24 protein-coding genes are annotated in these 25,171 nt (G+C 72.8%); 11 read left to right on the top strand and 13 right to left on the bottom strand.

The window, feature by feature from the left end; all coding sequences use genetic code 11:
• Positions 1-29: 29 nt before the first annotated feature.
• The gene (gene tyrS / locus ACZ4U1_RS39550) at positions 30-1,298 is read left to right on the top strand and encodes a tyrosine--tRNA ligase (protein WP_467909021.1); all 1,269 of its coding nucleotides are present in this window, start codon (positions 30-32) and stop codon (positions 1,296-1,298) included.
• Between the two features lie 81 nt (positions 1,299-1,379).
• Here the strand turns inward: tyrS and ACZ4U1_RS39545 are convergent, their stop codons facing one another.
• A complete protein-coding gene (locus ACZ4U1_RS39545) occupies positions 1,380-1,661 on the bottom strand; it encodes a GlsB/YeaQ/YmgE family stress response membrane protein (RefSeq protein ID WP_467909020.1) in 282 nt (93 codons plus the stop codon).
• A 246-nt stretch (positions 1,662-1,907) separates the two neighbouring features.
• Here ACZ4U1_RS39545 and ACZ4U1_RS39540 point away from each other — a divergent pair, with 246 nt between their 5' ends.
• Together ACZ4U1_RS39540 and ACZ4U1_RS39535 are read left to right on the top strand one after the other, a co-directional pair.
• Positions 1,908-2,288, top strand: a complete 381-nt coding sequence (locus tag ACZ4U1_RS39540; protein WP_467909019.1) for a DUF3099 domain-containing protein — start codon at positions 1,908-1,910, stop codon at positions 2,286-2,288.
• A gap of 225 nt (positions 2,289-2,513) precedes the next feature.
• Entirely contained in the window at positions 2,514-2,729 is a 216-nt protein-coding gene (locus tag ACZ4U1_RS39535) for a hypothetical protein (protein WP_467909018.1), read from the top strand.
• Here the strand turns inward: ACZ4U1_RS39535 and moaA are convergent.
• The 3 genes from moaA to ACZ4U1_RS39520 form a co-directional block, all read right to left on the bottom strand.
• On the bottom strand, positions 2,726-3,715 hold the full coding sequence (gene moaA, locus ACZ4U1_RS39530) for a GTP 3',8-cyclase MoaA (protein ID WP_467909017.1): 990 nt from the start codon (positions 3,713-3,715) through the stop codon (positions 2,726-2,728). The genes ACZ4U1_RS39535 and moaA overlap by 4 nt on opposite strands.
• Positions 3,716-3,887: 172 nt before the next feature.
• Positions 3,888-5,513, bottom strand: coding sequence for a solute symporter family protein (locus tag ACZ4U1_RS39525; RefSeq protein ID WP_467909016.1), 1,626 nt, complete (start codon positions 5,511-5,513; stop codon positions 3,888-3,890).
• Complete coding sequence (locus tag ACZ4U1_RS39520) at positions 5,510-5,866, bottom strand: DUF485 domain-containing protein (RefSeq protein ID WP_467909015.1); 357 nt, start codon at positions 5,864-5,866, stop codon at positions 5,510-5,512. Before ACZ4U1_RS39520 ends, ACZ4U1_RS39525 begins: the two co-directional genes overlap by 4 nt.
• 283 nt (positions 5,867-6,149) lie before the next feature.
• On the opposite strand from ACZ4U1_RS39520, the gene ACZ4U1_RS39515 reads away from it, so the two are divergent.
• Both ACZ4U1_RS39515 and ACZ4U1_RS39510 read left to right on the top strand, forming a co-directional pair.
• Positions 6,150-7,676: a S8 family peptidase gene (locus ACZ4U1_RS39515; protein WP_467909014.1), complete on the top strand. Its 1,527-nt coding sequence runs from the start codon at positions 6,150-6,152 to the stop codon at positions 7,674-7,676.
• Positions 7,677-7,768: 92 nt separating this feature from the next.
• Positions 7,769-9,145: a CoA transferase gene (locus ACZ4U1_RS39510; RefSeq protein WP_467909013.1), complete on the top strand. Its 1,377-nt coding sequence runs from the start codon at positions 7,769-7,771 to the stop codon at positions 9,143-9,145.
• Positions 9,146-9,161: 16 nt separating this feature from the next.
• Here the strand turns inward: ACZ4U1_RS39510 and ACZ4U1_RS39505 are convergent, their stop codons facing one another.
• Positions 9,162-10,211, bottom strand: a complete 1,050-nt coding sequence (locus ACZ4U1_RS39505; protein ID WP_467909012.1) for a zinc-dependent alcohol dehydrogenase family protein — start codon at positions 10,209-10,211, stop codon at positions 9,162-9,164.
• A gap of 195 nt (positions 10,212-10,406) precedes the next feature.
• A complete protein-coding gene (locus ACZ4U1_RS39500; protein WP_467909011.1) occupies positions 10,407-11,117 on the bottom strand; it encodes a VIT1/CCC1 transporter family protein in 711 nt (236 codons plus the stop codon).
• A 341-nt stretch (positions 11,118-11,458) separates the two neighbouring features.
• On the opposite strand from ACZ4U1_RS39500, the gene ACZ4U1_RS39495 reads away from it, so the two are divergent.
• The 5 genes from ACZ4U1_RS39495 to ACZ4U1_RS39475 all read left to right on the top strand — a co-directional run bounded on the left by ACZ4U1_RS39495 (position 11,459) and on the right by ACZ4U1_RS39475 (position 16,252).
• Positions 11,459-12,442 (top strand): DEDDh family exonuclease, encoded by a 984-nt coding sequence (locus ACZ4U1_RS39495; RefSeq protein WP_467909010.1) that lies wholly within the window; start codon positions 11,459-11,461, stop codon positions 12,440-12,442.
• Between the two features lie 98 nt (positions 12,443-12,540).
• Positions 12,541-12,774 carry a hypothetical protein gene (locus ACZ4U1_RS39490; RefSeq protein ID WP_208031501.1) on the top strand — a complete coding sequence of 78 codons (234 nt, stop codon included), beginning with the start codon at positions 12,541-12,543 and terminating at the stop codon, positions 12,772-12,774.
• Positions 12,775-12,823: 49 nt separating this feature from the next.
• Positions 12,824-13,621, top strand: coding sequence for an SURF1 family cytochrome oxidase biogenesis protein (locus ACZ4U1_RS39485; RefSeq protein ID WP_467909009.1), 798 nt, complete (start codon positions 12,824-12,826; stop codon positions 13,619-13,621).
• Between the two features lie 85 nt (positions 13,622-13,706).
• Positions 13,707-15,491 (top strand): glycoside hydrolase family 15 protein, encoded by a 1,785-nt coding sequence (locus ACZ4U1_RS39480; protein ID WP_467909008.1) that lies wholly within the window; start codon positions 13,707-13,709, stop codon positions 15,489-15,491.
• A gap of 5 nt (positions 15,492-15,496) precedes the next feature.
• Complete coding sequence (locus ACZ4U1_RS39475; protein ID WP_467909007.1) at positions 15,497-16,252, top strand: SDR family oxidoreductase; 756 nt, start codon at positions 15,497-15,499, stop codon at positions 16,250-16,252.
• A 272-nt stretch (positions 16,253-16,524) separates the two neighbouring features.
• On the opposite strand, the gene ACZ4U1_RS39470 is transcribed toward ACZ4U1_RS39475, so the two are convergent.
• The 4 genes from ACZ4U1_RS39470 to ACZ4U1_RS39455 form a co-directional block, all read right to left on the bottom strand.
• Positions 16,525-17,328, bottom strand: coding sequence for an enoyl-CoA hydratase/isomerase family protein (locus tag ACZ4U1_RS39470; protein ID WP_467909006.1), 804 nt, complete (start codon positions 17,326-17,328; stop codon positions 16,525-16,527).
• Between the two features lie 117 nt (positions 17,329-17,445).
• A complete protein-coding gene (locus tag ACZ4U1_RS39465) occupies positions 17,446-17,667 on the bottom strand; it encodes a helix-turn-helix domain-containing protein (protein ID WP_004002281.1) in 222 nt (73 codons plus the stop codon).
• Between the two features lie 350 nt (positions 17,668-18,017).
• Complete coding sequence (gene abc-f / locus ACZ4U1_RS39460; RefSeq protein ID WP_467909005.1) at positions 18,018-19,616, bottom strand: ribosomal protection-like ABC-F family protein; 1,599 nt, start codon at positions 19,614-19,616, stop codon at positions 18,018-18,020.
• Between the two features lie 95 nt (positions 19,617-19,711).
• Positions 19,712-20,515 (bottom strand): PQQ-binding-like beta-propeller repeat protein, encoded by an 804-nt coding sequence (locus ACZ4U1_RS39455; RefSeq protein WP_467909004.1) that lies wholly within the window; start codon positions 20,513-20,515, stop codon positions 19,712-19,714.
• Positions 20,516-20,711: 196 nt separating this feature from the next.
• Between ACZ4U1_RS39455 and ACZ4U1_RS39450 the strand changes: the two genes are divergently transcribed.
• Positions 20,712-21,149 (top strand): VOC family protein, encoded by a 438-nt coding sequence (locus ACZ4U1_RS39450; RefSeq protein ID WP_467909003.1) that lies wholly within the window; start codon positions 20,712-20,714, stop codon positions 21,147-21,149.
• A 28-nt stretch (positions 21,150-21,177) separates the two neighbouring features.
• Here ACZ4U1_RS39450 and ACZ4U1_RS39445 read toward each other — a convergent pair whose 3' ends face one another.
• The 3 genes from ACZ4U1_RS39445 to ACZ4U1_RS39435 all read right to left on the bottom strand — a co-directional run bounded on the left by ACZ4U1_RS39445 (position 21,178) and on the right by ACZ4U1_RS39435 (position 24,729).
• Positions 21,178-22,596 (bottom strand): hypothetical protein, encoded by a 1,419-nt coding sequence (locus ACZ4U1_RS39445; protein WP_467909002.1) that lies wholly within the window; start codon positions 22,594-22,596, stop codon positions 21,178-21,180.
• A gap of 170 nt (positions 22,597-22,766) precedes the next feature.
• Positions 22,767-23,894, bottom strand: coding sequence for an alpha/beta hydrolase (locus ACZ4U1_RS39440; protein ID WP_467909001.1), 1,128 nt, complete (start codon positions 23,892-23,894; stop codon positions 22,767-22,769).
• A 157-nt stretch (positions 23,895-24,051) separates the two neighbouring features.
• Positions 24,052-24,729: a class II aldolase/adducin family protein gene (locus tag ACZ4U1_RS39435; protein ID WP_467909000.1), complete on the bottom strand. Its 678-nt coding sequence runs from the start codon at positions 24,727-24,729 to the stop codon at positions 24,052-24,054.
• Positions 24,730-25,171 lie beyond the last annotated feature (442 nt).

Genomic DNA, 25,171 nt, shown 5'->3' with positions numbered 1-25,171 from the left:
CCGAAGATCACCAAGGAGACACGAGAACCGTGACGGACATCGTCGACGAGCTGAAGTGGCGGGGGCTCATCGCCCTCTCCACGGACGAGGACGCACTGCGCAAGGCGTTCGCGGACGGCCCCGTCACGTTCTATTGCGGCTTCGACCCGACCGCGCCCAGCCTGCACCTCGGCAACCTCGTGCAGATCCTGACGATGCGCCGCATCCAGGAGGCGGGGAACCGCCCGCTGGCGCTGGTCGGCGGTGCCACGGGTCTCATCGGCGACCCGAAGCCCACGGCCGAGCGCACGCTGAACGCGCCGGAGGTCGTGGCCGGCTGGGTGGAGCGGCTGCGCGCGCAGATCGAGCCGCTGCTCCACTTCGACGGGCCGAACGCCGCGGTGATGGTCAACAACCTGGACTGGACCCAGGGCCTGTCGGCCATCGAGTTCCTGCGGGACGTCGGCAAGCACTTCCGGGTCAACAAGATGATCGCCAAGGAGGCCGTCTCCCGGCGGCTCAACTCCGACGCGGGCATCAGCTACACCGAGTTCAGCTACCAGATCCTGCAGGGCATGGACTTCCTGGAGCTGTACCGGCGGCACGGCTGCACGCTGCAGACCGGCGGCAGCGACCAGTGGGGCAACCTCACCTCGGGCACGGACCTGATCCACCGGGTCGAGCCGGACGCCGTGGTGCACGCGCTGGGCACCCCGCTGATCACCAAGGCCGACGGCACCAAGTTCGGCAAGACCGAGTCCGGCACGGTGTGGCTCGACCCGGAGATGACCACGCCGTACGCCTTCTACCAGTTCTGGGTCAACGCGGACGACCGTGACGTCTCCAAGTTCCTGCGCATCTTCAGCTTCAAGTCCCGCGAGGAGATCGAGGAGCTGGAGCGGCAGACGGAGGAGCGTCCGCAGGCCCGGGCGGCCCAGCGGGCGCTCGCCGAGGAGCTGACGACGCTGGTGCACGGCGCCGACCAGACCGCCGCGGTGATCGCCGCGTCGCGTGCCCTGTTCGGGCAGGGTGAGCTGGCGGACCTGGACGGGCGGACGCTGGCGGCGGCACTGTCCGAGGTGCCGAACATCCAGGTCACCGAGCTGGCTCCGGTGGTGGACCTGTTCGCCGAGGTCGGCCTGGTCGCCAGCAAGTCCGCCGCGCGGCGGACCGTGAAGGAGGGCGGGGCGTACGTCAACAACGTGAAGGTCACCGCGGAGGACTCCGTCCCCGGTGCGGAGGAGTTGCTGCACGGGCGGTGGCTGGTGCTGCGGCGTGGGAAGAAGAACCTGGCCGCGGTGGAGGTCACGGGCGCCTGAGCGGCGTAGGGGCGTGGGCGGACTGGCGACTGCGGCTTTCGTCGTGGTTGCTCGCGCGGTCCCCCGCGCCCCTTCCGGGGCTCAGGCCCGCTGCTGTTTCCGCTTGCCCAGCGTCGCCATGTAGAGGGCGTCCACGGCCGCGACGATGACGATGGCGGCCACGAGCTGGAAGATGTGCCGGCTCCAGTCGATGCCCGGGGTCGCCTCCACGCCGGCCGCGCGGGCGAGCGCGTTGCCCACGATGGCGCCCAGCATGCCGCAGATCGTGGTCAGCCACAGGGGGCTGTGCTGCTTGCCCGGGATGATCGCCTTGGCGATGAGACCCAGCACGAATCCCACGATGATCGCCCACAACCAGCCCATGGCTGCCTCCTCGTACGGATCGACGTGAGCATTACGGCCAGTGTGGTTCGGTCCGCCGTACGGCGCATGTCGAGTGCGCCCGTACGCGGCAGGGGCCCGAGGTGTCCTCGCAGGCAGGGGGCGACCCGGTCTCGAAGGCGGCGGGGGCGCGGCGTACCGTGGGAGGTGTCCCGCCCGGTTCCCCGCCGGGCAGTGGACGAGGGTGCGGGCCGGGGAGAGTCCGATGCGGGCGGATGGTGGAATGTGATGCGGAAACAGCACGGCGGCGGCGTCCAGGTGTTCCGGATCACCGGTGCCCGGACCGGGCTCGCCGAGGATGTCCGGGGCCGGCAGCGGCGGTACGTGATCTCGATGTCGGTCCGTACCGTTTCGGTGATCCTGGCGGTCGCGCTGTGGAACGTCGAGCGGCACGTGGCCATCGCCGCGCTGGTGCTCGGTGCGGTCCTCCCCTACATCGCCGTGGTGATCGCCAACGCGGGCCGGGAGAGGCCGCCGTCCCTTCCGTCGACGTTCGTCACCACGCCGGTGCGGCCGATGATCGCACCGGCTCGGGAGGACTCCGAGGCCGAGAACGTACCGCCCAATCCGGCGGCCGGAGTGCGCGGTGAGCGCTCCGGACCCGCCTGAGCAGGGCGGACGCGGCCGAAGCGGAATGCATTTATGCGCCAAGCTCAAGAAAAGCTCAGATCAATCCTGCTGTTCCGGTGCCGGGCGGCGGGGTACCCGTGACATACTGCGTACGCGCTCCGCATCCCCCGTCGGAGCGATGGACCGACGCCGGGCAGCTCCCCCCGTGGCTGCCCGGCGTCGCCCTGTTTGCGCCCCTTCGTGAGACGAACCCGAGACGAAACCGTGAGTGACGAGACCCCTATCTGCTCCGCCAAGGGCTGCCGTGCCACCGCCGTGTGGGTGCTGGCGTGGAACAACCCCAAGGTCCACACCCCGGAGCGGCGCAAGACATGGCTGGCCTGCGAGGAGCACCGCGAGCATCTGTCGCAGTTCCTCGGGGTCCGGGGGTTCCTGAAGGACGTGGTGGCGTTCGAGGAGTGGCGGGCGGCCGAGGGCTAGCCGCCGATCGCGGACATCGGGCGGTCCGGCTGCACGAACGACGGGTCGTCCAGGCCCGCTCCGGCCTTCTTGCCCCACATCGCCTGGCGCCAGATGCGGGCGATCTCCTCGTCCGGGGCGCCCGAGCGCAGGGCCGCGCGGAGGTCGGTCTCCTCGGTGGCGAACAGGCAGGTGCGTATCTGGCCGTCGGCGGTGAGACGGGTACGGTCGCAGGCGGCGCAGAACGGCCGGGTGACCGAGGCGATCACGCCGACCCGGTGCGGGCCGCCGTCCACCAGCCAGCGCTCCGCCGGTGCCGAGCCCCGCTCGTCCGCGCCCTCGGGACTGAGGTCGAAGCGGGTGCGCAGGGAAGCGAGAATGTCCCCGGCGGTGACCATGCCCTCGCGCTTCCAGCCGTGCTGGGCGTCCAGGGGCATCTGCTCGATGAACCGCAGCTCGTAGTCGTGCCCCATCGCCCAGGCGAGGAGGTCCGGGGCCTCGTCGTTGTTCAGCCCCGGCATCAGCACGGTGTTGACCTTGACGGGGGTCAGACCGGCCTCGCGGGCGGCTTCGAGGCCGTCCAGCACGTCCTTGTGGCGGTCCCGGCGGGTGAGGGTCTTGAAGACGTCCGGGCGGAGGGTGTCCAGGGAGACGTTGACCCGGTCCAGGCCCGCCGCCTTCAGGGCGGTCGCGGTGCGGCGCAGGCCGATGCCGTTGGTGGTGAGGGACATCTGCGGGCGCGGTTCGAGGGCCGCGACGCGCTCGACGATGCCGACCAGGCCCGGGCGCAGCAGCGGTTCGCCGCCGGTGAAGCGGACCTCCTCGATGCCGAGGCTGCGGACCGCGATGTCGATGAGCCGGACGATCTCGTCGTCCGTGAGCAGGTCGGGCTTGGCCAGCCACTGCAGGCCCTCCTCGGGCATGCAGTAGGTGCAGCGCAGATTGCACCGGTCGGTCAGCGAGACCCTCAGGTCGGTGGCCACTCGGCCGTAGGTGTCGATGAGCACGTGGGCCCCCTCCCTCTCCCGGTCACTCATTTTCGGTCGTGCGTAGGTCCTGCGTCACCTGTGAGCCTACGTGACCTCACCGACATCGACAGCGGCCCGATCCCACGAGGTACGACGCGACCGCGTCGTAGGACCGTACAGTCCCGTACGACGCGGTCGTCCGTACGAACCCTCAGTGCGCTCCGGTGCCGGTCAGGGACCGCACCTCCAGTTCCGCGTACTTGCCCTCGTCCGGGGCCTCCTTCGACAGGAGAGTGCCCACGACGCCGAGCAGGAAGCCGACCGGGATGGAGATGATGCCGGGGTTCTCCAGCGGGAACCAGTGGAAGTCGACGCCGGGGAACATCGAGGTCGGCTTGCCGGAGACCACCGGGGAGAACAGCACCAGGCCGACCGCGGTGACCAGGCCGCCGTAGATGGACCACAGCGCGCCCGTGGTGGTGAACCGCTTCCAGAACAGGCTGTAGAGGATGGTCGGCAGGTTGGCGGAGGCGGCGACCGCGAAGGCGAGGGCGACGAGACCGGCCACGTTCAGGTCGCGGGCCAGGGCGCCGAGCACGATCGAGACCGCGCCGATGCCGACGGTGGCCCAGCGGGCCGCGCCGATCTCCTGTTTCTCGGTGGCCTGGCCCTTCTTGATGACATTCGCGTAGATGTCGTGGGCGAACGAGGAGGACGAGGCCAGGGTCAGGCCGGCGACGACCGCGAGGATCGTGGCGAAGGCGACCGCGGAGATGGTGGCGAGCAGGATGGCTCCCCAGTTGGAGTCGACGCCGCCCAGATGCAGTGCCAGGAGGGGTGCCGCCGTGTTGCCCGCCTTGTTGGAGACGATGATCTCGTCCGGTTTGATCAGCGCGGCGGCGCCGAAGCCGAGGGCGAGGGTCATCAGGTAGAAGGCGCCGATCAGGCCGATCGCCCAGATCACGGACTTCCGGGCGGCCTTGGCGGTGGGGACCGTGTAGAAGCGGATCAGGATGTGCGGCAGACCGGCGGTGCCGAGGACCAGGGCGATGCCGAGCGAGAGGAAGTCCAGCTTGGTGGTGCCGGTGGCGCCGTACTTCAGGCCGGGCTCCAGGAAGGCGCTGCCCTTGCCGCTGTTGTCGGCGGCCCTGCCGAGCAGGTCCGAGATGTTGAAGTCGAACTTGAGCAGCACCAGGAAGGTCAGCAGCAGGGCGCCGACGATCAGCAGGACCGCCTTGACCATCTGGACCCAGGTGGTGCCCTTCATGCCGCCGATGGTGACGTACACGATCATCAGCACGCCGACCAGGGCGACGATGCCGATCTTGCCGCTGTCGCTGGTGATGCCGAGGAGCAGGGAGACGAGGACGCCGGCGCCGGCCATCTGGGCCAGCAGGTAGAAGATCGACACGACGATCGTCGAGGTGCCGGCGGCGGTGCGCACGGGACGCTGGCGCATCCGGTAGGCCAGCACGTCGCCCATGGTGTAGCGGCCCGAGTTGCGCAGGGGCTCGGCGACCAGGAGCAGGGCGACGAGCCAGGCGACGAGGAAGCCGATGGAGTACAGGAAGCCGTCGTAGCCGAAGAGGGCGATGGCGCCGGCGATGCCGAGGAAGGACGCGGCGGACATGTAGTCGCCGGAGACGGCGAGGCCGTTCTGGAAGCCGGTGAACTGCCGTCCGCCGGCGTAGAAGTCGGCGGCGTCCTTGGTCTGCCGGCCGGCCCAGACGGTGATGACGAGGGTCGCGGCGACGAACACCGCGAACAGGGTGATGATCAGCGTCCGGTGCTCGCCGGCCTCGCCGGCGGCGAGCAGGGTGTGCGATGCGGGGCTCATACTCCGCCCTCCATCCGGGACTTGATGGCCTCGGCCTTCGGGTCGAGCTTGGCGGCGGCGTGGCGCGCGTACCACCAGGCGATGAGGAACGTGGTGAGGAACTGGGCGAGGCCCAGGACGAGGGCCACGTTGATGTTGCCGACGACCTTGGTGCCCATGAAATCGCCCGCGTAGTTGGAGAGCAGGACGTACAGCAGGTACCAGGTGGTGAAGGCGATGGTCAGCGGGAAGGCGAAGGAGCGGTGGGCGCGGCGCAGTTCACCGAACTCCGCGCTCTGCTGCACCTCGGTGAACTCCTCGGTGGAGGGAAGGGAAGCTGGGGGTTTCGCGGGTGGCGGCGTCTCGGTAGCCACGGGCTCTCCTCGCGTCACGGACATGCGCTGTCTGGCCTCACAGGACCGGGGATCACGTTACCGGTAGTCGTGTTGCGACTCCGCTGGGTGATCCCGGTGGCGGGGGCGCCGAGTCGACGGTCCCCCGTCCACGGTCACGGCGCCCCGCGCGGACCGGTTCAAGTCCGCCGGGCTCTTTCGGAGATCGCGCGCGGCAGATAGCTTCGGCCACCACTCGTCATGTACCTGCCCGAGCACCACCTGTGTCTCGGGCGGTTCCGTATCCGGATGATGTGGAGATCCCATGGCTCATCTGCGCTCCAGACGGCGCCTCGCGCTCGCCGTGCCCGTCGTGCTGTCGCTGACCGCCTCGCTCGGCTTCCTGCCGTCGGTGGCCTCGGCGGCGCCCGCCGCCGGCACGGTGGCGCGGGCGGCGGACGGTCCGAATCTCGCCTACGTGGTCAACACCCGCACCGACCACCGCACGATCGAGTCCGTGCGGCGCGAGATAGCGCGCAACGGCGGTACGGTCGTGGCCGCTTACGACCGGATCGGCGTCATCGTCGTCCACTCCGCGAACCCCGACTTCGGCGCGCGGATGCGTGCGGTGCGCGGGGTCGACTCGGCGGGCGCGACCCGCACGGCACCGCTGAGCGCGGCGGGGACCACGGACGAGGGCGCGGCGCAGGTCCTGTCCCGGGCGGAGCAGGCGCGGCTCACGGCGAGCGCGGCGGCGGGCGAGGAGCCGCTGGAGGCGGACCAGTGGGACCTGCGGGCGATCGGCGCCGACCAGGCCGCGCGGATCAACCCGGGCAGCCGGAGCGTGACCGTCGGTGTCATCGACACAGGCGTCGACGACACCCACCCGGACATCGCCCCCAACTTCTCCGCGTCCCAGTCGGCGAACTGTGTGAGCGGCAAGGCGGACACGACGTACGGCGCCTGGCGGCCGGCGGACGCCGACCACTACCACGGCACCCATGTGGCCGGTGAGATCGCCGCGGCCCGCAACGGCACCGGCGTGGCGGGTGTGGCGCCCGGGGTGAAGGTCTCGAGCATCACCGTGTCCCAGCCGGACGCGACCTCGCTGTTCTACCCGGAGAGCGTGGTCTGCGCGTTCGTGTTCGCCGCGGACCACGGCGTCGAGATCACCAACAACAGCTACTACGTTGACCCGTGGCTGTACAACTGCATGGACGACCCCGATCAACGTGCCATCGTTGACGCGGTCAACAGGGCCCAGCTGTACGCACAGCGCAAGGGCACGCTCAATGTCGCCTCGGCGGGCAACTCCAACGATGACCTGGACGCCGACGCGATCGTGGACGACTCCAGCCCCGACGACTCGACGGCCCGGACCCGCACGATCGACCCGCACGAGTGCTTCGACGTGCCGACCCAGCTGCCCGGTGTGGTGACCGTGAGCGCGGTGGGCGTGAAGGGCACCAAGTCGTACTACTCCAGCTACGGCCAGGGCGTGGTCGACGTCGCCGGGCCGGGCGGCGACAAGTACCAGATCCCGGACACGCCGTCGAAGAACGGGCGCATCCTGTCCACCATGCCGAACAACCAGTACGGCTTCCTGCAGGGCACCTCCATGGCATCGCCGCACGTCGCCGCGGTGGCCGCGCTGCTCAAGTCGGCCCATCCGCACGCCACTCCGGCCCAGCTGCAGGCGCTGCTGAAGGCGCAGGCGGACAACCCGGGCTGCCCGACGGAGCCGTACGACGGTGACGGCGACGGGGTCGTGGACGCGACGTGCGCCGGGGGCAAGCGAGTGAACGGCTTCTACGGTTTCGGCGTTGTCAACGCGTTGCGGGCGGTCAAGTAGCCGCGGTTCACGTCAACAGCGTGCACTTCACTCTGCAGTCGTGACCCTCAGCGGCACTCATATTGATTGAATCAATACTGCATAGTGAAGTAATGACTAAAATCAACGATGCCTGGGAGGCACTGGGCGGGCAGCCCGGGCTGGTGTCGCGTGTGTCGGCCGTCGTACGCCGGGACGTGCTGGATGCCAGGCTGCCCGTCCGGGAGCTGGCACGCGCGTGTGTGGGAGCGTGTGCGCTGGCCGCCGCGGAGCTGGGGGCGCGGCGGGCCCGGCTCGCCGAAGTGCCGGCGGTCACCGTGGACGACGGGGCGGTGGCCGCCGCCTTCCACAGCGAGCGGCTGCTCCAGGTCGACGGCCGGGCGCCGGTCGTCTTCGCGCCGCTGTCGCGGTTCTGGCGCACCGCCGACGGCTGGGTGCGCACCCACACCAACTACCCGCACCACCGGGTCCGGCTGCTCGGCGCGCTGGGCCTTCCGGCGGACGCCTCGGCGGAGGAGGTCGCCGGCCGGCTCGCCGAGCGCTCCTCCCTGGAGACCGAGGAGGCCGTCCACGGCGCCGGCGGTCTCGCCGTCGCCCTGCGCACCCCGCAGGAGTGGCGGGCGCACCCACAGGCCGCCGAGGTGGCCGCACGCCCGCTGGTCGAGCGTGCGGTGCTGGACACGGCACCCGCGCGCGTGCTGCCGCCGGTGGACCCGGCCACCGCTCCCCTGCTGCCCGCCGCCGGGCTGCGCGTCCTGGACCTGACCCGGGTGCTGGCGGGCCCGGTCGCCACCCGCACCCTGGCCCTGCTGGGCGCGGACGTCCTGCGGCTGGACGCCCCGTGGCTGCCGGAACTCCCGGACCAGCACGCCGACACGGGCATCGGCAAGCGGTCCGCCACACTGGATCTGACCGCCGGCCGGGACACCCTGGAGGAGCTGCTGAGCGCGGCCGACGTCGTGGTGACCGGGTACCGGCCCGGCGCCCTCGACCGGTTCGGGCTCGCCCCGCAGGCGCTGGCCGAGCGGCACCCCGGCCTGGTCGTGGCCCAGGTGTCGGCGTGGGGCGGGTACGGGCCCTGGGGCGAGCGGCGCGGCTTCGACAGCCTGGTGCAGGTCGCGACCGGCATCGCGGTCACCGAGGGTGCGGCGGACCGGCCCGGCGCGCTGCCCGCGCAGGCCCTGGACCACGGAACCGGCTATCTGCTGGCGGCGGCCGTGCTGCGGGCCCTGACGGAGCAGTCGTACGACGGCGGGAGCCGGATGGTCCGACTGGCACTGGCCCGCACCGCCCACTGGCTGACGCACGGCATCCACCCGGCCCCGGCCGAGGGCGCACCGTACCCGGGCCCGGACACCTGGCTCACCGAGACCGACAGCCCCCTCGGCCGCCTGCGGCACCCCCGCCCGGCCGTGTCCTTCACCGACGGCCCCACGGGCTGGGCCCGGCCCCCGGTGCCCTGGGGATCGGAGCCGGCCGCGTGGCGGTGAGTCCGGGTGCGGGCGGTCAGCCGCCGTTGGTGACGAGTACCTTCAGGGCCGTGCGCTCGTCCATGGCCTTGTAGCCGGCCGGGACGCCCTCGATGTCGACGGTCATGTCGAACACCGGCGAGGGGTCGATCGAGCCGTCGAGCACGTCGGGCAGCAGGTCGGGGATGTAGGCGCGGACCGGGGCGACACCGCCGCGCAGGGCGATGTTGCGGTCGAACATCACGCCGAGGTCCAGGCCGGTGCCGCTGCCGTGGGGCACGCCCACGAAGCCGATGGCGCCGCCGTCGCGGGTGATGTCGACGGCCGTGCGCATGGACTGCTCGGTGCCGACCGCCTCCACGACGGCGTGGGCGCCCTGCCCGCGGGTCAGTTCGCGGACGGCCTCGACGGCCGCGTCCCCGCGCTCGGCGACGACGTCGGTGGCGCCGAACCGGCGGGCGATGGCGGTACGCGTCTCGTGCCGGCCGAGCGCGATGATCCGCTCGGCGCCGAGCCGCTTGGCGGCCAGCACGGCGCACAGGCCGACCGCGCCGTCACCGACGACCGCGACCGTGGCACCGGGCCGGGCGCCCGCGCCGAGGGCGGCGTGGTGGCCGGTGCCGAGGACGTCGGAGAGGGTCAGCAGGGCGGACAGCAGGTGGTCGTCGGAGGCCGCTTCCTTGGGCAACCGGACGAGGGTGCCGTCGGCGAAGGGCACGCGGACGGCCTCGCCCTGGCCGCCGTCGTAGCCGACGGAACCCCAGAAGCCGCCGTGCTCGCAGGACGTGGTCAGGCCCTCGCGGCAGTAGTCGCAGACGCCGTCGGACCACATGAAGGGCGCGACCACCAGGTCACCGCGCTTGACGGTGCTCACCTCGGAGCCGGTCTCCTCGACGACCCCGAGGAACTCGTGCCCGATCCGCTGCCCCGGCTGCCGGGCCGCCTCGCCGCGGTAGGCCCACAGGTCGCTGCCGCAGATGCAGGCCCGCAGCACCCGCACGACGGCGTCGGTAGGCAGCTGCACCACGGGCTCGGGAACGTCCTCCACGCGCATGTCGTACGGGGCGTGGATGGTGGTGGCGCGCATGACGGGGATCCTTCTCGTGCGGGGTGGTGCGAGGTCGCGGGGTGCGCTCGGGGTGTGGGCGCCCTTCACCGTACGTCGCCTCCCGCGCGGCACGCGCGGCGAGGTGCGGTCAGCCCCCACGACCCCACCGTCAGACCGTCATCCGACCCCACCGTCAGACCGTCATCGCCCCACCGTCGGCCCCCACCGCCCCCGTCAGACCCCCGCCGCCCCGAGCAGGCTCCCCGCCCCGTACGTCACCCCCATCGCCAGCGCCCCGCCCACCGCGTTGCGCAGCACCGCCCGCTTCGGGTCGGCGGCGCCCAGGCGGGCGCTGGTCCAGCCGGTGAGGACGAGGGCGGCGAGGACGGAGGCGACGGTGACGACGAGGCGCCGGCCGGGTGGGGGCAGGACGATGGCCAGCAGGGGCAGCAGCGCGCCCGCGGTGAACGACAGGAAGCTCGCCCAGGCCGCGTTCCAGGGGTTGGTCAGCTCGTCGGGGTCGATGCCCAGCTCCACGCGCGCGTGGGCCTTCAACGCGTCCCGCGCGGTGAGTTGTCCGGCGGCCTCGCGGGCCACCTCGTGGGACAGGCCGCGCGCCTCCAGCAGTGCGGTCAGCTCCCGCAGTTCGGCCTCGGGCTGTTCGCGCAGTTCCCGTTTCTCCAGGGCCAGCGCGGCCATCTCGGAGTCGCGCTGGGTGGACACGGAGACGTACTCGCCGGCCGCCATCGACATCGAGCCGGCGAGCAGGCCGGCCAGTCCGGCGGTGAGCAGGGCGCCCCGGCTCTCGGTGGCGCCGGCCACGCCGACGACCAGTCCCGCGGTGGAGACGATGCCGTCGTTCGCGCCGAGCACGGCCGCGCGCAGCCAGTTCAGCCGGGCGCCCAGGGCGCCGCCGTGGGCCTCGTCGTGGGTGGGTTCCGTCACAGCAGGGAGGATCCCACTCGCGGGGCACGGCAGCCGTACCGACGCCCCGCGCGCGGGACCGGGCCACGCCGAACTGGGCGCGCACCGCACCCATATGCCGCTGCTCCGCGACTTCCCGGTCTCCCGCGCGGGTGAAGCGGCGGCGAAGAAGCACGTGTTGCCGGCGCTGGCGAGGTGTACCGGCTGCCGCCCGGCCCGGCCGACGGCCGCGGACCCGCACCGCCGAACTCGCCGACCGCGGGGCATGTGTGTGCGGCGACCGAGCGGGAGGACGAGCCCGGGGCGGGTGGCGGGGACCTGAGGGACCGCGCTGTCAGTCGTGGCCCGTATCCTCAGTGACCATGCTCGAAGACCGTGCGACCGCAGTGTCCTCCCCCACCCAGTGGCCGGCCGCGTATCCGAAGGGATACGCGGTCGTTGACGTGGAGACCACCGGCCTGGCCCGGGACGACCGCATCATCTCCGCGGCCGTCTACCGGCTGGACGCGCGCGGCGAGGTCGAGGACCACTGGTACACGCTGGTCAACCCGGAGCGGGATCCGGGACCGGTGTGGATACACGGTCTGACGAGCGAGGTGCTCGACGGCGCGCCGCTGTTCGGGGACATCGCCGAGGAGTTCGCGGCCCGGCTGGACGGCCGGGTGCTCGTCGCGCACAACGCGGTCTTCGACTGGCAGATGATCGCGCGGGAGTACGCGCGCGTGCGGCGCGAGGCGCCGGTACGGCAGCGGCTGTGCACCATCGCGCTGTCGAAGGAGCTGGGGCTGCCGCTGCCCAACCACAAGCTGGAGTCGCTGGCGGCGCACTTCGGGGTCGTACAGCAGCGGGCGCACCACGCGCTGGACGACGCGCGCGTGCTGGCGGAGGCGTTCCGGCCCAGCCTGCGGGCCGCGGCGGCGGGCGGCGTACGGCTGCCGCTGCTGGAGTGCCGGCCGCTGACGGAGTGGTCGGACCGGCCGGTGCCCCGGCAGTCGTCGGGCGGCTACGGCGGCTACCGGAGCGGCAGTTGGCGCCCCTCCCGCAAAAGGCCCGCATGCCCCTATCCCAACCCAGGGCGCTATGAAGACGGCAAACGCCTCAAACAGGGCATGCGGGTGGCCTTCTCCGGCGACACGTCGACCGAGCGGGAGCTGCTGGAGGACCGCGCCGTGGAGGCCGGGCTGCATGTCGCCACCAGCATCTCCCGGCTGACCAGCCTGCTGGTGACCAACGACCCCGACTCGGGCACGTCGAAGACGGTCAAGGCCCGGCAGTACGGCACACCGATCGTGGACGAGGCCGCGTTCGGCCAGCTGCTCGGGGATGTGGAGCCCGCCGACGAGTAGGCACCCCACGGTCGGGTGATCGTACGGACGGGTGATTGCCGCACGACTCACCCGGCCCCGGCTCGCTCGGGGATCGGTGACGGCCCACCCTGTGGCGCATGGCGAAATGCGAAGTTTGCGGCAATGACTACGGGATGGCCTTCGAGGTCCACGCACAGGGCGCCGTCCACGTCTTCGACTGCTTCTCCTGTGCGATCCACCGCATGGCCCCGGTCTGCGAGAACTGCAAGGTCTCGATCATCGGCCAGGGCGTGGAGGCCGACGGCATGTTCTACTGCGGCGCCCACTGCGCCCGGGCCCAGGGGAAGGCGGGGATCGTCGACCACGTCTGAGCCGGTACCCCCCGCAATGCACCCCACGGCCCGGAGGTACCGTCGTGGGGTGCACCGTTACCGCTTCCTGTTGTCCCGCCAGTGGGTGATCCTCACGCTCGTCGCGATCGCGCTGATCCCGACGATGATCCGGCTGGGCTTCTGGCAGCAGCACCGGTACGAGGAGCGCACCGCCCGCAACGACCTGGTCTCCACGGCGCTGCACGCCGAGCCGGTCCCGGTCGAGCGGCTGACCTCCCCCGGGCACCAGGTGACCCGCGCCGAGAAGTACCACACGGTCACCGCGACCGGCACCTTCGACACCGACAGGGAGGTCGTGGTCCGGCGCCGGACGAACTCCGACGACCAGGTCGGCTTCCACGTCCTCACCCCGTTCGTCCTCGACGACGGCAAGGTACTGCTCGTGAACCGCGGCTGGATCCCCGCGAACGGCGTACAGACCGCCTTCCCGAAGGTCCCCGCCCCGCCGGCCGGCCGGATCACCGTCAAGGGGCGCCTGATGGCCGACGAGACGACCGCGGCGAGCGGCATCAAGAACGTCAAGGGCCTCCCCGACCGGCAGATCATGCTGATCAACAGCGCCGAGGAGGCACGCCGGCTCGGTGCCGAGGTGCTCGGCGGCTACATCCAGCAGACGGCGCCCGCGGCCAAGGGCGGCTCCCCGGAGCAGATCTCCGACCCGGGCAGCGAGGACGCCCCGCTGAACTACGCGTACATGATCCAGTGGTGGCTGTTCGCGGCGGCCGTTCCGGTCGGCTGGTGGTTCCTGGTCCGGCGGGAGGTCCGCGACCGGGAGGAGGCCGCGGCGCGGGCACAGCCGCAGGAGAGCGAGCCGGCCGCCGTCTGAGCGCGCCGCGCGTTCCCCGTACGGCGCGTCACTCCCCCGGCGCACCACCTGATTGGCCCCCTGGTCCGCCGGGAAACCGCATCCCGTGAACGCGCGCATCGAGGACTACGCCCTCATCGGAGACGAGCAGACCGCGGCCCTGATCGGCAAGGACGGCTCGATCGACTGGCTGTGCCTGCCGCGCTTCGACTCCGGTTCCTGCTTCGCCCGGCTGCTCGGCGACGAGGACCACGGCCACTGGCGGATCGCGCCCGAGGGGGCGGACGTCTGCACCCGCCGCGCCTACCGCCCCGACACCCTCGTCCTGGACACCGAGTGGGAGACCGCCGACGGCACGGTGCGCGTCACCGACCTGATGCCCCAGCGCGACCGCGCCCCCGACGTCGTACGGATCGTCGAGGGGGTCAGCGGCCGGGTCACCGTCCGCAGCACGCTGCGCCTGCGCTTCGACTACGGCTCGATCACCCCGTGGGTGCGCCGCTCGGACGGCCACCGGGTGGCCATCGCCGGACCGGACTCGGTCTGGCTGCGGGCGGAACCGGCCGTGGAGACCTGGGGCGAGGACTTCGGCACGCACTCGGAGTTCACCGTCGCCGAGGGCGAGCGGGTCGCGTTCGTGCTCACCTGGCACCCCTCGCACGAGAAACGGCCGCCGCTCATCGACCCGTACCAGGCGCTGGCGAGCAGCGTCACCGACTGGCGGCGCTGGGCCCGCCAGTGCCGCTACGACGGCCCGTACCGGGACGCGGTCGTCCGCTCCCTCATCACCCTCAAGGCCCTCACCTACGCCCCGACCGGCGGGATCGTCGCCGCGCCGACCACCTCGCTGCCCGAGAAGCCGGGCGGCGTGCGCAACTGGGACTACCGGTACTGCTGGCTGCGCGACGCCACCCTCACGCTCGGTGTGCTGCTCAAGGCGGGCTTCCACGAGGAGGCCGAGGCCTGGCGGAACTGGCTGCTGCGCGCGGTCGCCGGCGACCCGGCCGACCTGCAGATCATGTACGGCGTCGCGGGTGAGCGGCGGCTGCCGGAGACCGAGCTGCCCTGGCTGCCCGGGTTCGGCGGCGCCGCCCCCGTACGCACCGGCAACGCCGCCGTCGACCAGCTCCAGCTGGACGTGTACGGCGAGGTGATGGACTCCCTGTCGCTGGCCCGCTCCTCGGGCCTGCCCTCGAAGCCGCACATGTGGGCCCTGCAGCGCTCGCTGATGACGTTCCTGGAGTCGGCGTGGCGGCAGCCGGACGAGGGCCTGTGGGAGGTCCGCGGCGGCCCGCAGCAGTTCGTGCACTCGAAGGTGATGGTGTGGGTGGCCGCCGACCGGGCCGTGAAGACCCTGGAGAGGCACCACGAGCTGCGCGGCGACCTGGAGGGCTGGCGCAGGCTGCGGGACGAGGTGCACCAGGAGGTGTGCGAGAAGGGCTTCGACGCGGAGCGCAACACCTTCACCCAGTACTACGGCTCCCGGGAACTCGACGCCTCCCTGCTGCTCATCCCGCGCGTCGGGTTCCTGCCGCCGGACGACCCGCGGGTGGTCGGCACGGTCGACGCGATCCGCGACGACCTCGGCCACGACGGCTTCCTGCGCCGCTACGACACCGAGGACTCGGTCGTCGACGGCCTGCCGAGCGGCGAGGGCGCCTTCCTCGCCTGCTCGTTCTGGCTGGCCGACGCACTGCATCTGACCGGCCGGACGAAGGACGCGCGCGAACTGTTCGACCGGCTGGTGGGCCTGTGCAACGACGTGGGCCTGCTGGCCGAGGAGTACGACCCGTTGGACGGCTGCCAGCTGGGCAACTTCCCGCAGGCGTTCAGCCACATCGGCCTGGTGAACACCGCCCTCACCCTGTTCGGGGGCGAGCGGGCAGGATAGGGGCCATGGATCTTGGACTGAAGGACAGGGTGTACGTCGTCACGGGCGCCACCCGCGGGCTGGGCAACGCCACCGCGCGGGAACTGATCGCCGACGGGGCGAAGGTGGTCGTCACCGGCCGGGACGAGAAGCGGGTCGCCGACGCGGCCGCCGAACTGGGCCCGAACGCGGTGGGCGTGGCCGTGGACAACGCCGACGCGGAGGCTCCCGAGCGGCTGGTCGCCACCGCCCGTGAGCACTTCGGCGGCTTCCACGGGGTGCTGGTGAGCGTGGGCGGCCCGCCGCCCGGGTTCGTCGCAGACAACACCGACGAGCAGTGGCGCGCCGCGTTCGAGTCGGTGTTCCTCGGCGCGGTGCGGCTCGCGCGCGCGGCGGCGGCCGAGCTGGAGGAGGGCGGTGTCATCGGGTTCGTGCTGTCGGGCTCGGTGTACGAGCCGATCCCGGGGCTGACCGTGTCCAACGGACTGCGGCCCGGACTCGCCGGGTTCGCCAAGTCGCTCTCCGACGAGCTGGGGCCGCGCGGGATCCGGGTGGTGGGACTGGTGCCGGGGCGCATCGACACCGACCGCGTGCGCGAGCTGGACGCGCGCTCGGCCGACCCCGAGGCCACGCGGGCGGCCAGCGAGTCGCGGATCCCGTTGCGGAGGTACGGGGCACCGGAGGAGTTCGGGCGGGTGGCGGCGTTCCTGCTGTCGCCGGCGGCCTCGTACCTGACCGGGGTCATGGTGCCGGTGGACGGGGGCTCGCGGCACGGATTCTGACGGCCGTCCGCACCGCACCCCGCCTCCCCCGCTCGGCGTGGGCCGCGCCCACGGGGACGCGCCCGCGCCGTCACCGGTGTCGATCAGCAGCCCGGTCAGCCGGCGACGGCGAGGCCGGGCTGCCGCGCCGTCACCTCCGCGTGGAACCGGCGACCGGCGCGACGCACCGGACCGTGGACGTGGCCCGGCAGGTCCGCGCGGCACATCGCGACGCCCCGCCGGACCGGCCGACGGTGACCGTACCGATCACCGCGGTGGGCTGACGGCAGGGGTCATTCGCCGAGGCCGGCCAGGTCCCGCAGCCGCCGGGCCTGTGCGGCCCGCTCGGCCGCGCGCTGCTCGTCGTACGTACGGTCCACCGCACCCTGGAGCAGCGCCTTGGTCTCCACGACGGCGTCCCGCGGCGCGGCCAGCAGCGCGGCCGCCAGGTCCCGTACGGCGCCGTCGAGTTCACCGGCGGGCACCGCGAGGTTGGCCAGCCCGCTGGACACCGCCTCCTCGGCCCCGACGAACCGTCCGGTCGCGCAGATCTCCAGCGCGCGGGCGTATCCGACGAGGCCGACCAGCGGGTGCGTGCCGGTCAGATCGGGGACGAGGCCGAGGCTGGTCTCGCGCATGGCGAACTGCACGTCGTCGGCGACGACCCGCAGGTCGCAGCCGAGCGCGAGCTGGAAGCCGGCCCCGATGGCATGTCCCTGGACGGCGGCGATGGACACGAGGTCGGTCCGCCGCCACCAGGTGAACGCCTCCTGGTATTCGGCGATGGTCGCGTCGAGCCCGGCGTCGTCACGGCGCGCGAGTTCGATGAAGGTCGGCTCGCCCGGGATCCCCTCCGGGGTGAACATCTGACGGTCCAGCCCGGCGGAGAAGGACTTGCCCTCGCCGCGCAGCACGACGACGCGGACGGAGCCCGGCAGCAGCCGCCCGGCCTCGGCGAGCGCCCGCCACAGGGCGGGGCTCTGTACATTGCGCTTGGCCGGATTGGTCAGCGTCACCGTGGCGAGCGCGTCGTCGACGGTGAGCCGTACGCCGTCCTTGTCGAGTGCGGGAGCGAGGTCCTGCTCGGGCGAAGCCATGGGGCGCCTCCGATGGGTGCGGTCAGCTGAGCGAAGCTAAGTGACTGCACAGTAACCACCCGGCCGGTCGGTCCGCCGACCGGGTGGCCACCATCGAAGCCGATGGGCCGCCCGGAGTCAGGACGAAGCGGCCTTCTTACCCCGGGTCGCTCCGCCACGCCCACGGAGCGTGACGCCCGACTCGCTGAGCATCCGGTGCACGAAGCCATACGAGCGGCCGGTCTCCTCGGCCAGCGCCCGGATGCTCGCACCGGAGTCGTACTTCTTCTTCAGGTCTGCCGCGAGCTTGTCGCGCGCGGCGCCGGTCACCCGGCTGCCCTTCTTCAGAGTCTCGGCCACCCGTGCCTCCTCATGGGAAGTGCGCTCTGGTCTCCTCATGATCACCCCTCCCGGGCCCGATGGCCACCCATTCGGCAAGGTCGGTGAGACATCGTTGTGACGACAGGAGCGGATCCCCACAAGCGGAATGGACGATTCCACGGGGTGCGGTCCGAGGGGCCGTACGGGTGGATTCGCGAAGTACCAGGTCAGGGACGCGGACCGGCCGACCCCTTGGCTACCAGGGGATCGGCCGGAAAGTCCGTGTACGACACACCTCGATACGAGGAGATCTCACACAGATGATGGATCACGGATCGGCCGAATGATCCATACTCAGTGGATCAGGCTTTCGATCACGCCGGTTTCCCTCACGCCAGGGCGACGAGATCCGCGTAGTCGGAACCCCACAGGTCCTCGACGCCGTCCGGGAGCAGGATGATCCGCTCCGGCTGGAGCGCCTCGACGGCGCCCTCGTCGTGGGTGACGAGGACGACCGCGCCCTTGTAGGTGCGCAGGGCGCCGAGGATCTCCTCGCGGCTGGCCGGGTCCAGGTTGTTGGTCGGCTCGTCCAGGAGCAGCACGTTCGCGGAGGAGACGACCAGGGTGGCCAGGGCGAGGCGGGTCTTCTCGCCGCCGGAGAGGACACCGGCCGGCTTGTCGACGTCGTCGCCGGAGAACAGGAACGAGCCGAGCACCTTGCGGACCTCGACCAGGTCCATGTCGGGGGCGGCCGAGCGCATGTTCTCCAGGACCGTGCGGTCGGCGTCCAGGGTCTCGTGCTCCTGCGCGTAGTAGCCCACCTTGAGGCCGTGACCGGGGACGACCTGGCCGGTGTCCGGGGTCTCCACGCCCGCGAGGAGCCGCAGCAGGGTGGTCTTGCCGGCGCCGTTGAGGCCGAGGATGACGACCCGCGAGCCCTTGTCGATGGCGAGGTCGACGTCGGTGAAGATCTCCAGCGAGCCGTACGACTTCGACAGGCCCTCGGCCGTCAGCGGGGTCTTGCCGCAGGGGGCCGGCTCCGGGAAGCGGAGCTTGGCGACCTTGTCGGACATCCGGACCTCCTCGAGGCCGGAGAGCAGCTTCTCGGCGCGGCGGGCCATGTTCTGCGCGGCGACCGTCTTGGTGGCCTTGGCGCGCATCTTGTCGGCCTGCGCGTTGAGCGCGGCGGCCTTCTTCTCGGCGTTGGCCCGCTCCCGCTTGCGGCGCTTCTCGTCGGCCTCGCGCTGCTGCTGGTACAGCTTCCAGCCCATGTTGTAGACGTCGATCACGGACCGGTTCGCGTCCAGGTAGAACACCTTGTTGACCACGGTCTCCACGAGGTCGACGTCGTGGGAGATCACGATGAAGCCGCCGCGGTAGGTCTTCAGGTAGTCCCGCAGCCAGATGATCGAGTCCGCGTCGAGGTGGTTGGTCGGCTCGTCCAGCAGCAGGGTGTCGGCGTCCGAGAACAGGATCCGGGCCAGCTCGATACGGCGGCGCTGACCGCCGGAGAGGGTGTGCAGCGGCTGGCCGAGCACCCGGTCGGGCAGGTTCAGGGCGGCGGCGATGGTGGCGGCCTCGGCCTCGGCGGCGTACCCGCCCTTGGTGAGGAACTCCGTCTCCTGGCGCTCGTACTGCTTCAGGGCCTTCTCGCGGGTGGAGCCCTTGCCGCCCGCGATGCGCTGCTCGTTCTCGCGCATCTTGCGGATCAGGACGTCCAGGCCGCGCGCGGAGAGGATGCGGTCGCGGGCGAGGACGTCGAGGTCGCCGGTGCGGGGGTCCTGCGGGAGGTAGCCGACCTCGCCGGAGCGGGTGACGGTGCCGGCGGCCGGGATGCCTTCGCCGGCGAGGACCTTGGTGAGGGAGGTCTTGCCCGCACCGTTACGGCCGACGAGGCCGATGCGGTCACCCTTGGCGACACGGAAGGTGGCGTTCTCGATGAGGACGCGCGCACCGGCGCGCAGCTCGATACCGGAGGCGGAGATCAAGGACAGACTCCAGGGCGTACAGGGAGATTGGCGGGTGGGCGGCTGAGGACGTTCCCGCCGTCTAATGCGCGAGGAGAATGGCCATGGGAACCAGTCTAACGGGGGCGGGCAAGCGCTTTTTCTGCGTCCGGGCGCCGTGGCCGGCGCCCGGGGCGCGGGCTGGGCGGATCGTTGCCCAGCGGGGTGCGGCCGGGCGCGATCCGGCCCAGGTCGTCCAGGGCCACGAGCTGGCCGGTCCAGGCGGAGTCCGCGCAGGGCTGGGCGAGGAGCAGGGCCGCGCCCCGCCGTACGGCGCTCTCCGGCCGGAACGCGCAGCCCTTCCCGGCGGGCAGCACCCAGCGCAGGTCCCCGTCGGCGGTGCGGTACGCGGTGACCCGGCGCGGGGTGACGACCGCCAGGATGCCGCGGCCGAGGGGGCGCAGCACGCCCGTGCCGCCCTGGGCCGGGAGCCACTCGGCCGCGTCGGGCAGGGCCCGGTGCCAGCGCACGGAGCGGCCGTCGGTGTCGGTGAGCAGCCCGTCGTCCCAGAGCGCGATCGCCTCCCCGCGCGCGGGGAGCACGGCGAGGGGGCGGTGTCCCACGCGCGCGTAGCGCCACCGCAGCGCGCCGGTACGGCTGTCGAAGCCGGCCACGGCACCGCCGTGCGCCCGCGCCGCCCACGCTCCCGGCCCGGGCTCGCCCTGCCCGGGGTGGAGCAGCCGGTCGCCGTAGGGAGCGGGCCTGAGGTGGCGGGCCGCCCCGAGCAGACCGAGCGCCAGGACGGCGACGAGGAGGCCGGCGGCGGCCCGGCGGAGGAGGGCGGGGGCGCGGGGGTCGGGGCGGGGGCCGGGCGGCCCGTTCGGGGAGGGGAGGGCTGTGGCGGTCCGGCGGGGGCGGGGGCCGTGTGGTGGAAGCGCCACCTTGCCCCCTCTCGGTCTCCACCGTCCGGATCAGGCGCCGAGCGTAGTCACCGCCGGCCGGGTCGGCGGGGTGTCCTGGCAGGTGCGGACGGGATGTCCCCCGTTCGGCGGTTCGCCCGGCGGCGGGGGATCGGGCACGTTCCGCCGAGGCGTTGTCAGTGGCGGCTGCCAGACTCGGAAACGCACGGCGGAACCGATGCACGAAGGAGTGATCGGCATGGCAGACACGGGTGGCGGCGCACGGCCGGGCATCTGTCCCACGCTGCTGTACGCGGACGCCAGGGCGGCGATCCGGCAGCTGACGGAGGCGCTGGGCTTCACCGAGCTGTCGGTGTACGAGACGGCGGACGGCAAGGTGATGCACGCCGAGCTGGTCCAGGGCAACGGCGCGGTGATGATCGGCTCCAAGGGCCGCGGCGGCCTCTTCGACACGGCGATGAAGGACGCGGGACCCGCCGGGGTGTACGTCGTGGTGGACGACGTGGACGCGCACCACCAGCGGGCCGTGGAACACGGGGTGGAGATCCTGATGCCCCCGACGGACCAGGACTACGGCTCGCGGGACTACATGGCCCGGGACGCCGAGGGCAACATCTGGAGCTTCGGGACGTACGCGCCCGACATCGGCGTCTGAGCCCCTCCCCCGCCGCCCGGGCTCCGGCTCATCCCCCGGTGTGCACCTGGAAGGCGGCCCGGCGGACGGCCTTGGCCAGCGCCGGGTCGGGGTGCGCGGCGGCGAGCGCGACCAGGACCTGCACGGTGCGCGGGTGGCCGACGGCGCGGACCTCGTCGAGCAGCTGGGGCACGGTGGGCTGCACCGCGGACTCCAGATGCCGGACCAGCATCGGTGCCTCGCCGTGGTCGGCGACGGCGGCGGCGGTGTCCACCCACAGCCAGGTGGCCTCCTCACGGGTGAGCACCTCGTGGGCGTCCTCCGGGTCGACGCCGTCGTGCTCGGCGAGCCACAGCAGCGCGTACGGCCGCAGCGCCGGCTCGTCCACGACGGCCCGTACGTCGGGCTCGGCGGGGGCACCGACGACGCGCAGCGCCTCGAAGGCCAGGCCGCGCAGCAGGGCGTCGTCGCCGCGGGCGGCGCCGATCAGCTCGGTGACGGCGCTGCCGACGGGGCGGGCGGCGAGCCAGGCGCGGTACTCGGCGCGGGCCGCGTTGGGGCGGAGCTGGGCGCAGCCGCGGAGCATGTCCTCGGCGGACTGCTCGATGTTGCCGGCGGGGCTCTGCGCGGCGACGCAGATCTGCTCCAGCTTGACCCAGACCGCCCAGCTGCCCAGCGGGGTGAGCGTGGCCTGGCCGTCGCCGTAGGTGAGGGCGCCGACGGAGGCGAGGGCGCTCAGCGCCCAGTCGAGCAGCGGGGCGAGCGGGGCGCCCTCGGCGGGTACCGGGTCCGCCGGGGCCAGGGGTCCGGCGGGCTCGCCGGTGCCGGGCTCGTAGGAGACCTCGCAGCGTTCGGTGCGCAGTTCGGTGACCCGCTGCTGGAGCAGGTCGAGCAGCTGCTCGACCGGGACCGGGCCGGCGGACAGCTGGAGGAAGGAGAGCACCTGGGGCATGGCCGAGACGACCTCGGCGACGGCGGCCGGTTCGTGCCCGTCGGGTTCCGGGCAGGCGAGCGACCAGGCGTCGAAGAGGGCGACCCAGCCGCGCAGTACGGCACTGTCGTCGCGGTCCCAGGCGCGCAGCCGCCAGCCGGGGCGCGCGCTGTCGCCGTGCACCTCGACGAGTCCGGCGAGGCGGGCGGTGTCCCAGTCGGCGCGGACCTGAGCGGTGCTCAGGCCCAGCTCGGCGGCGGCGCGTTCGGCGGTGGCGGCGGAGAGGGTGGCCTTGCCGTCGGTGGTGGCACCGGTGCGGCCGGGGCCGAGTGCGGCGTCGGCCCAGCGGGCGACGCGAGCCGCGCCGGCCAGCCTGGTGCGGGCCATTCCGGCCAGTTCGGCCGGGGCGGGTGTGCCCTCCGGCGGCCGGGGTGCGGGGCGCTGCGGGCGCCGCTGGTTCACAGCTCTGGGGGCGGCGGCCAGGGGTCGCGGTCGGACGAGTCGGAGCCTGGAGTCGCGCGGGATACGGGACGTCACGGGTGCAGTCTTCCGGTTGACGGTCCGAAAACCCAAACGGAATGTCACGGCGGGCTACCGGACTGGCCAATGCACGGGGTACGGGTCGGGCCGGAGCGACCCGATCGCGCCATACGTACGACATGAAACGGAATGCTTCGTGCCGGTGTCGGCCGGATGCGGTCCGGGTGTCACATCAGCGGGGTCAGGAACCGGCGCAGCCGTTCCTCGTACTCCTCGGGGTCCACGTTCCACATGGCTCCGTGCGGGGCGCGCGCGACGGTGTGCAGGGCGACGATGTCGGCGCGGCGGCCGGCGAGCCGGCGGGAGAACTCGAAGGGGGCGACCTGGTCGTCCGGGCCGTGGATGACCAGGGTGGGGACCCGGAGCCGGGCGGAGTCGGCGGTCCCGGCGACGCGGTCGGCGTGCAGTCCGGCCCGCCCCTGCGCGGCCCGCACGGCGAGCGGCAGCAGCGGCGGCGGGGTGTGCCGGGCCCGGGCCAGCGCGCGCAGCGTGGCCTCCCAGCTGAGCACCGGCGAGTCCAGGACCAGCCCGGCGACGCGGTCGCGGACGGCGGAGCGCTCGGCGGCGCGCAGGGCCATGGTGGCGCCGGTGGACCAGCCGAACAGGACGACCCGGCGGGCGCCGTGGCGGAGGGCGTAGCGGATACCCGCCTCGACGTCCCGCCACTCGGTCTCGCCGAGGTGGTTCAGCCCGTCCGGCGGGCGCGGGGCACCGAGGTCGCCGCGGTAGGCGAGGGCGAGGACCGGCAGGCGGCGGCCGTGCAGGAAGCCCATGACGTTCAGGGTGTGTTCCCGGGTGGTGCCGAGGCCGTGCACGGCGATCACCCAGGTGTTCCGGTCGCCGGGCAGGAACCAGGCGGGCAGGGCGCCGAGTTCCCCGGGCACGTCGACGTCGGCGTGGTCCAGGCCGAGGGCGGCGCCGGGGTCGCCGACGTACAGGTTCGGGGTGAGCCACACCGCGTCGCCGGGGGCGAGGGCGCCGTGGGTGACGCGTTCCAGGCGGCGCACGACGGTGTCGGCGGTGTGCTCGGCCGTCTCCAGGACGGGGCCGACGATCGCGTGGGAGCCGTCGCCGGCGAGGCCGTAGGTGCCGGGGCGCAGGGCGGCCAGGTCGCGGGTGAGTGTGATCCGCCCGGCGGCCGTGCCGTGCACGGTCAGGCGGGGCTCGGTGGGCAGCGGACGCCCCGCGGGCGCCTTGAGCGCGGCGTCGCTGGCGAGCCGGCCGGCGACCACGGAAGCCGTGCCGGCTGCCAGGGCGGCGGCGAGTGCGGTGGCGGTCGCCTTTGCAGTGCGCACGGGTCCAGTGTCGGCGCGGGCCGGGCCACCGGCCAGCGGAAGGGGGAGCCGCCGGGCACCGGTGCGGTGGAGCGGGGGGAGCCGGCTCGCGCCGGCGCGGTGCAGCAGGGCGAGCGGGGTGGGCAGGGGTCGGGGCGGGTTGCTGCGGGGCAAGGGGTCACCTCCGTTGGCCGTACCCCTTCAAGCGTTCCCCGGCCTGGGCCAGTTGTGCCTCCGTAAGCAGGGACGGTGTCAGGCCCGGCACCGAGGACGCCGTCAGCCACAGCCGGCACATCCACTCCAGCTGGGCGGTGCGGTCGTAGGCCTGGTCGAGGGTGGCGCCGTGGGTGATCGTGCCGTGGTTCTGCAGCAGGCAGCCGGAGCGGCCGGCGAGGGCGCGGAGCATGTTCTCGGCCAGTTCGTCGGTGCCGTAGGTGGCGTAGGGGGCGACCCGTACGGGGCCGCCGAGGGCGCCGGCCATGTAGTGGACGAGGGGCAGCTCGGGCACGAGCGTGGAGACCGCGGTCGCGTGCACGGCGTGGGTGTGGACGACGGCACGGGCGTCGGTGGTGCGGTAGACGGCGAGGTGCATGGGCAGTTCGCTGGTCGGCACGAGCGTGCCGAGCACCTGGCGTCCGGTGAGGTCGACGCCGGTGATGTCGGCGGGGGTGAGCCGGTCGTAGGGGACGCCCGAGGGGGTGACCAGCACCAGGTCGCCGATGCGGGCGGAGACGTTGCCGGAGGTGCCGACGACCAGTCCGTCGGCGACGGTACGGCGCGCCGTCGCGACCAGTTCCGCCCAGAGCCGTGCCTCGTCCTGGTGTTCGTCTTCCGTGTGCAGCAGCGGTTCAGCCATGCGGTGATCCTGCCAGCCGGGGCTGCGGGAGCGGGTGGGGCGGCGGCTTCCGCCCGGAAACCGTGCGGCCGAACGGGCGAATTTTACGGCGAAACACCTGAAACCGCACCAAATCAGTGCGTACGGGTGATCATCGGGCTTTTCAATGGTCCCTCTTGCCCACTGGACGACCGCTGCCGCCCGCGAGGGGAGGGCGTCCGCCGTCCGCCACCCCGGAGAGACGCATGGCCCGTGAACGCACCCTCGTCCGCCGCCGCGCCGCGGTTCTCACCGCGGCCACGGCGGCCCTCGCCCTCGCGGGCCCCGCACCCGCGTCGGCCGCACCGACGGACCCCGTCGTCCCGCCATCGGCGGGATCACCGGCGCCGACGGGATCGCCGGAGGCGGCCGGGATCCTGGAGGCGGCCGGAGCGTGGGGGGCCACCGGAGCATGGGAGGCCAC

The sequence above is a fragment of the Streptomyces sp. NPDC028928 genome, assembly GCF_055564915.1.
Note: the sequence above shows the minus strand (reverse complement) of the source record. Positions and strands in the feature narration are given on the sequence as shown.

What these genes read in the sequence shown, in the direction of transcription:
- ACZ4U1_RS39505 (WP_467909012.1), bottom strand. Translation starts at nt 10,211, where the DNA reads ATGCGCGCCACCACCATCCACGCCCCGTACGACATGCGCGTGGAGGAC.
- ACZ4U1_RS39510 (WP_467909013.1), top strand. Translation starts at nt 7,769, where the DNA reads ATGACTAAAATCAACGATGCCTGGGAGGCACTGGGCGGGCAGCCCGGG.
- ACZ4U1_RS39495 (WP_467909010.1), top strand. Translation starts at nt 11,459, where the DNA reads ATGCTCGAAGACCGTGCGACCGCAGTGTCCTCCCCCACCCAGTGGCCG.
- ACZ4U1_RS39435 (WP_467909000.1), bottom strand. Translation starts at nt 24,729, where the DNA reads ATGGCTGAACCGCTGCTGCACACGGAAGACGAACACCAGGACGAGGCA.
- ACZ4U1_RS39450 (WP_467909003.1), top strand. Translation starts at nt 20,712, where the DNA reads ATGCACGAAGGAGTGATCGGCATGGCAGACACGGGTGGCGGCGCACGG.
- ACZ4U1_RS39470 (WP_467909006.1), bottom strand. Translation starts at nt 17,328, where the DNA reads ATGGCTTCGCCCGAGCAGGACCTCGCTCCCGCACTCGACAAGGACGGC.
- ACZ4U1_RS39545 (WP_467909020.1), bottom strand. Translation starts at nt 1,661, where the DNA reads ATGGGCTGGTTGTGGGCGATCATCGTGGGATTCGTGCTGGGTCTCATC.
- ACZ4U1_RS39490 (WP_208031501.1), top strand. Translation starts at nt 12,541, where the DNA reads ATGGCGAAATGCGAAGTTTGCGGCAATGACTACGGGATGGCCTTCGAG.
- ACZ4U1_RS39475 (WP_467909007.1), top strand. Translation starts at nt 15,497, where the DNA reads ATGGATCTTGGACTGAAGGACAGGGTGTACGTCGTCACGGGCGCCACC.
- ACZ4U1_RS39540 (WP_467909019.1), top strand. Translation starts at nt 1,908, where the DNA reads ATGCGGAAACAGCACGGCGGCGGCGTCCAGGTGTTCCGGATCACCGGT.
- ACZ4U1_RS39525 (WP_467909016.1), bottom strand. Translation starts at nt 5,513, where the DNA reads ATGAGCCCCGCATCGCACACCCTGCTCGCCGCCGGCGAGGCCGGCGAG.
- ACZ4U1_RS39515 (WP_467909014.1), top strand. Translation starts at nt 6,150, where the DNA reads ATGGCTCATCTGCGCTCCAGACGGCGCCTCGCGCTCGCCGTGCCCGTC.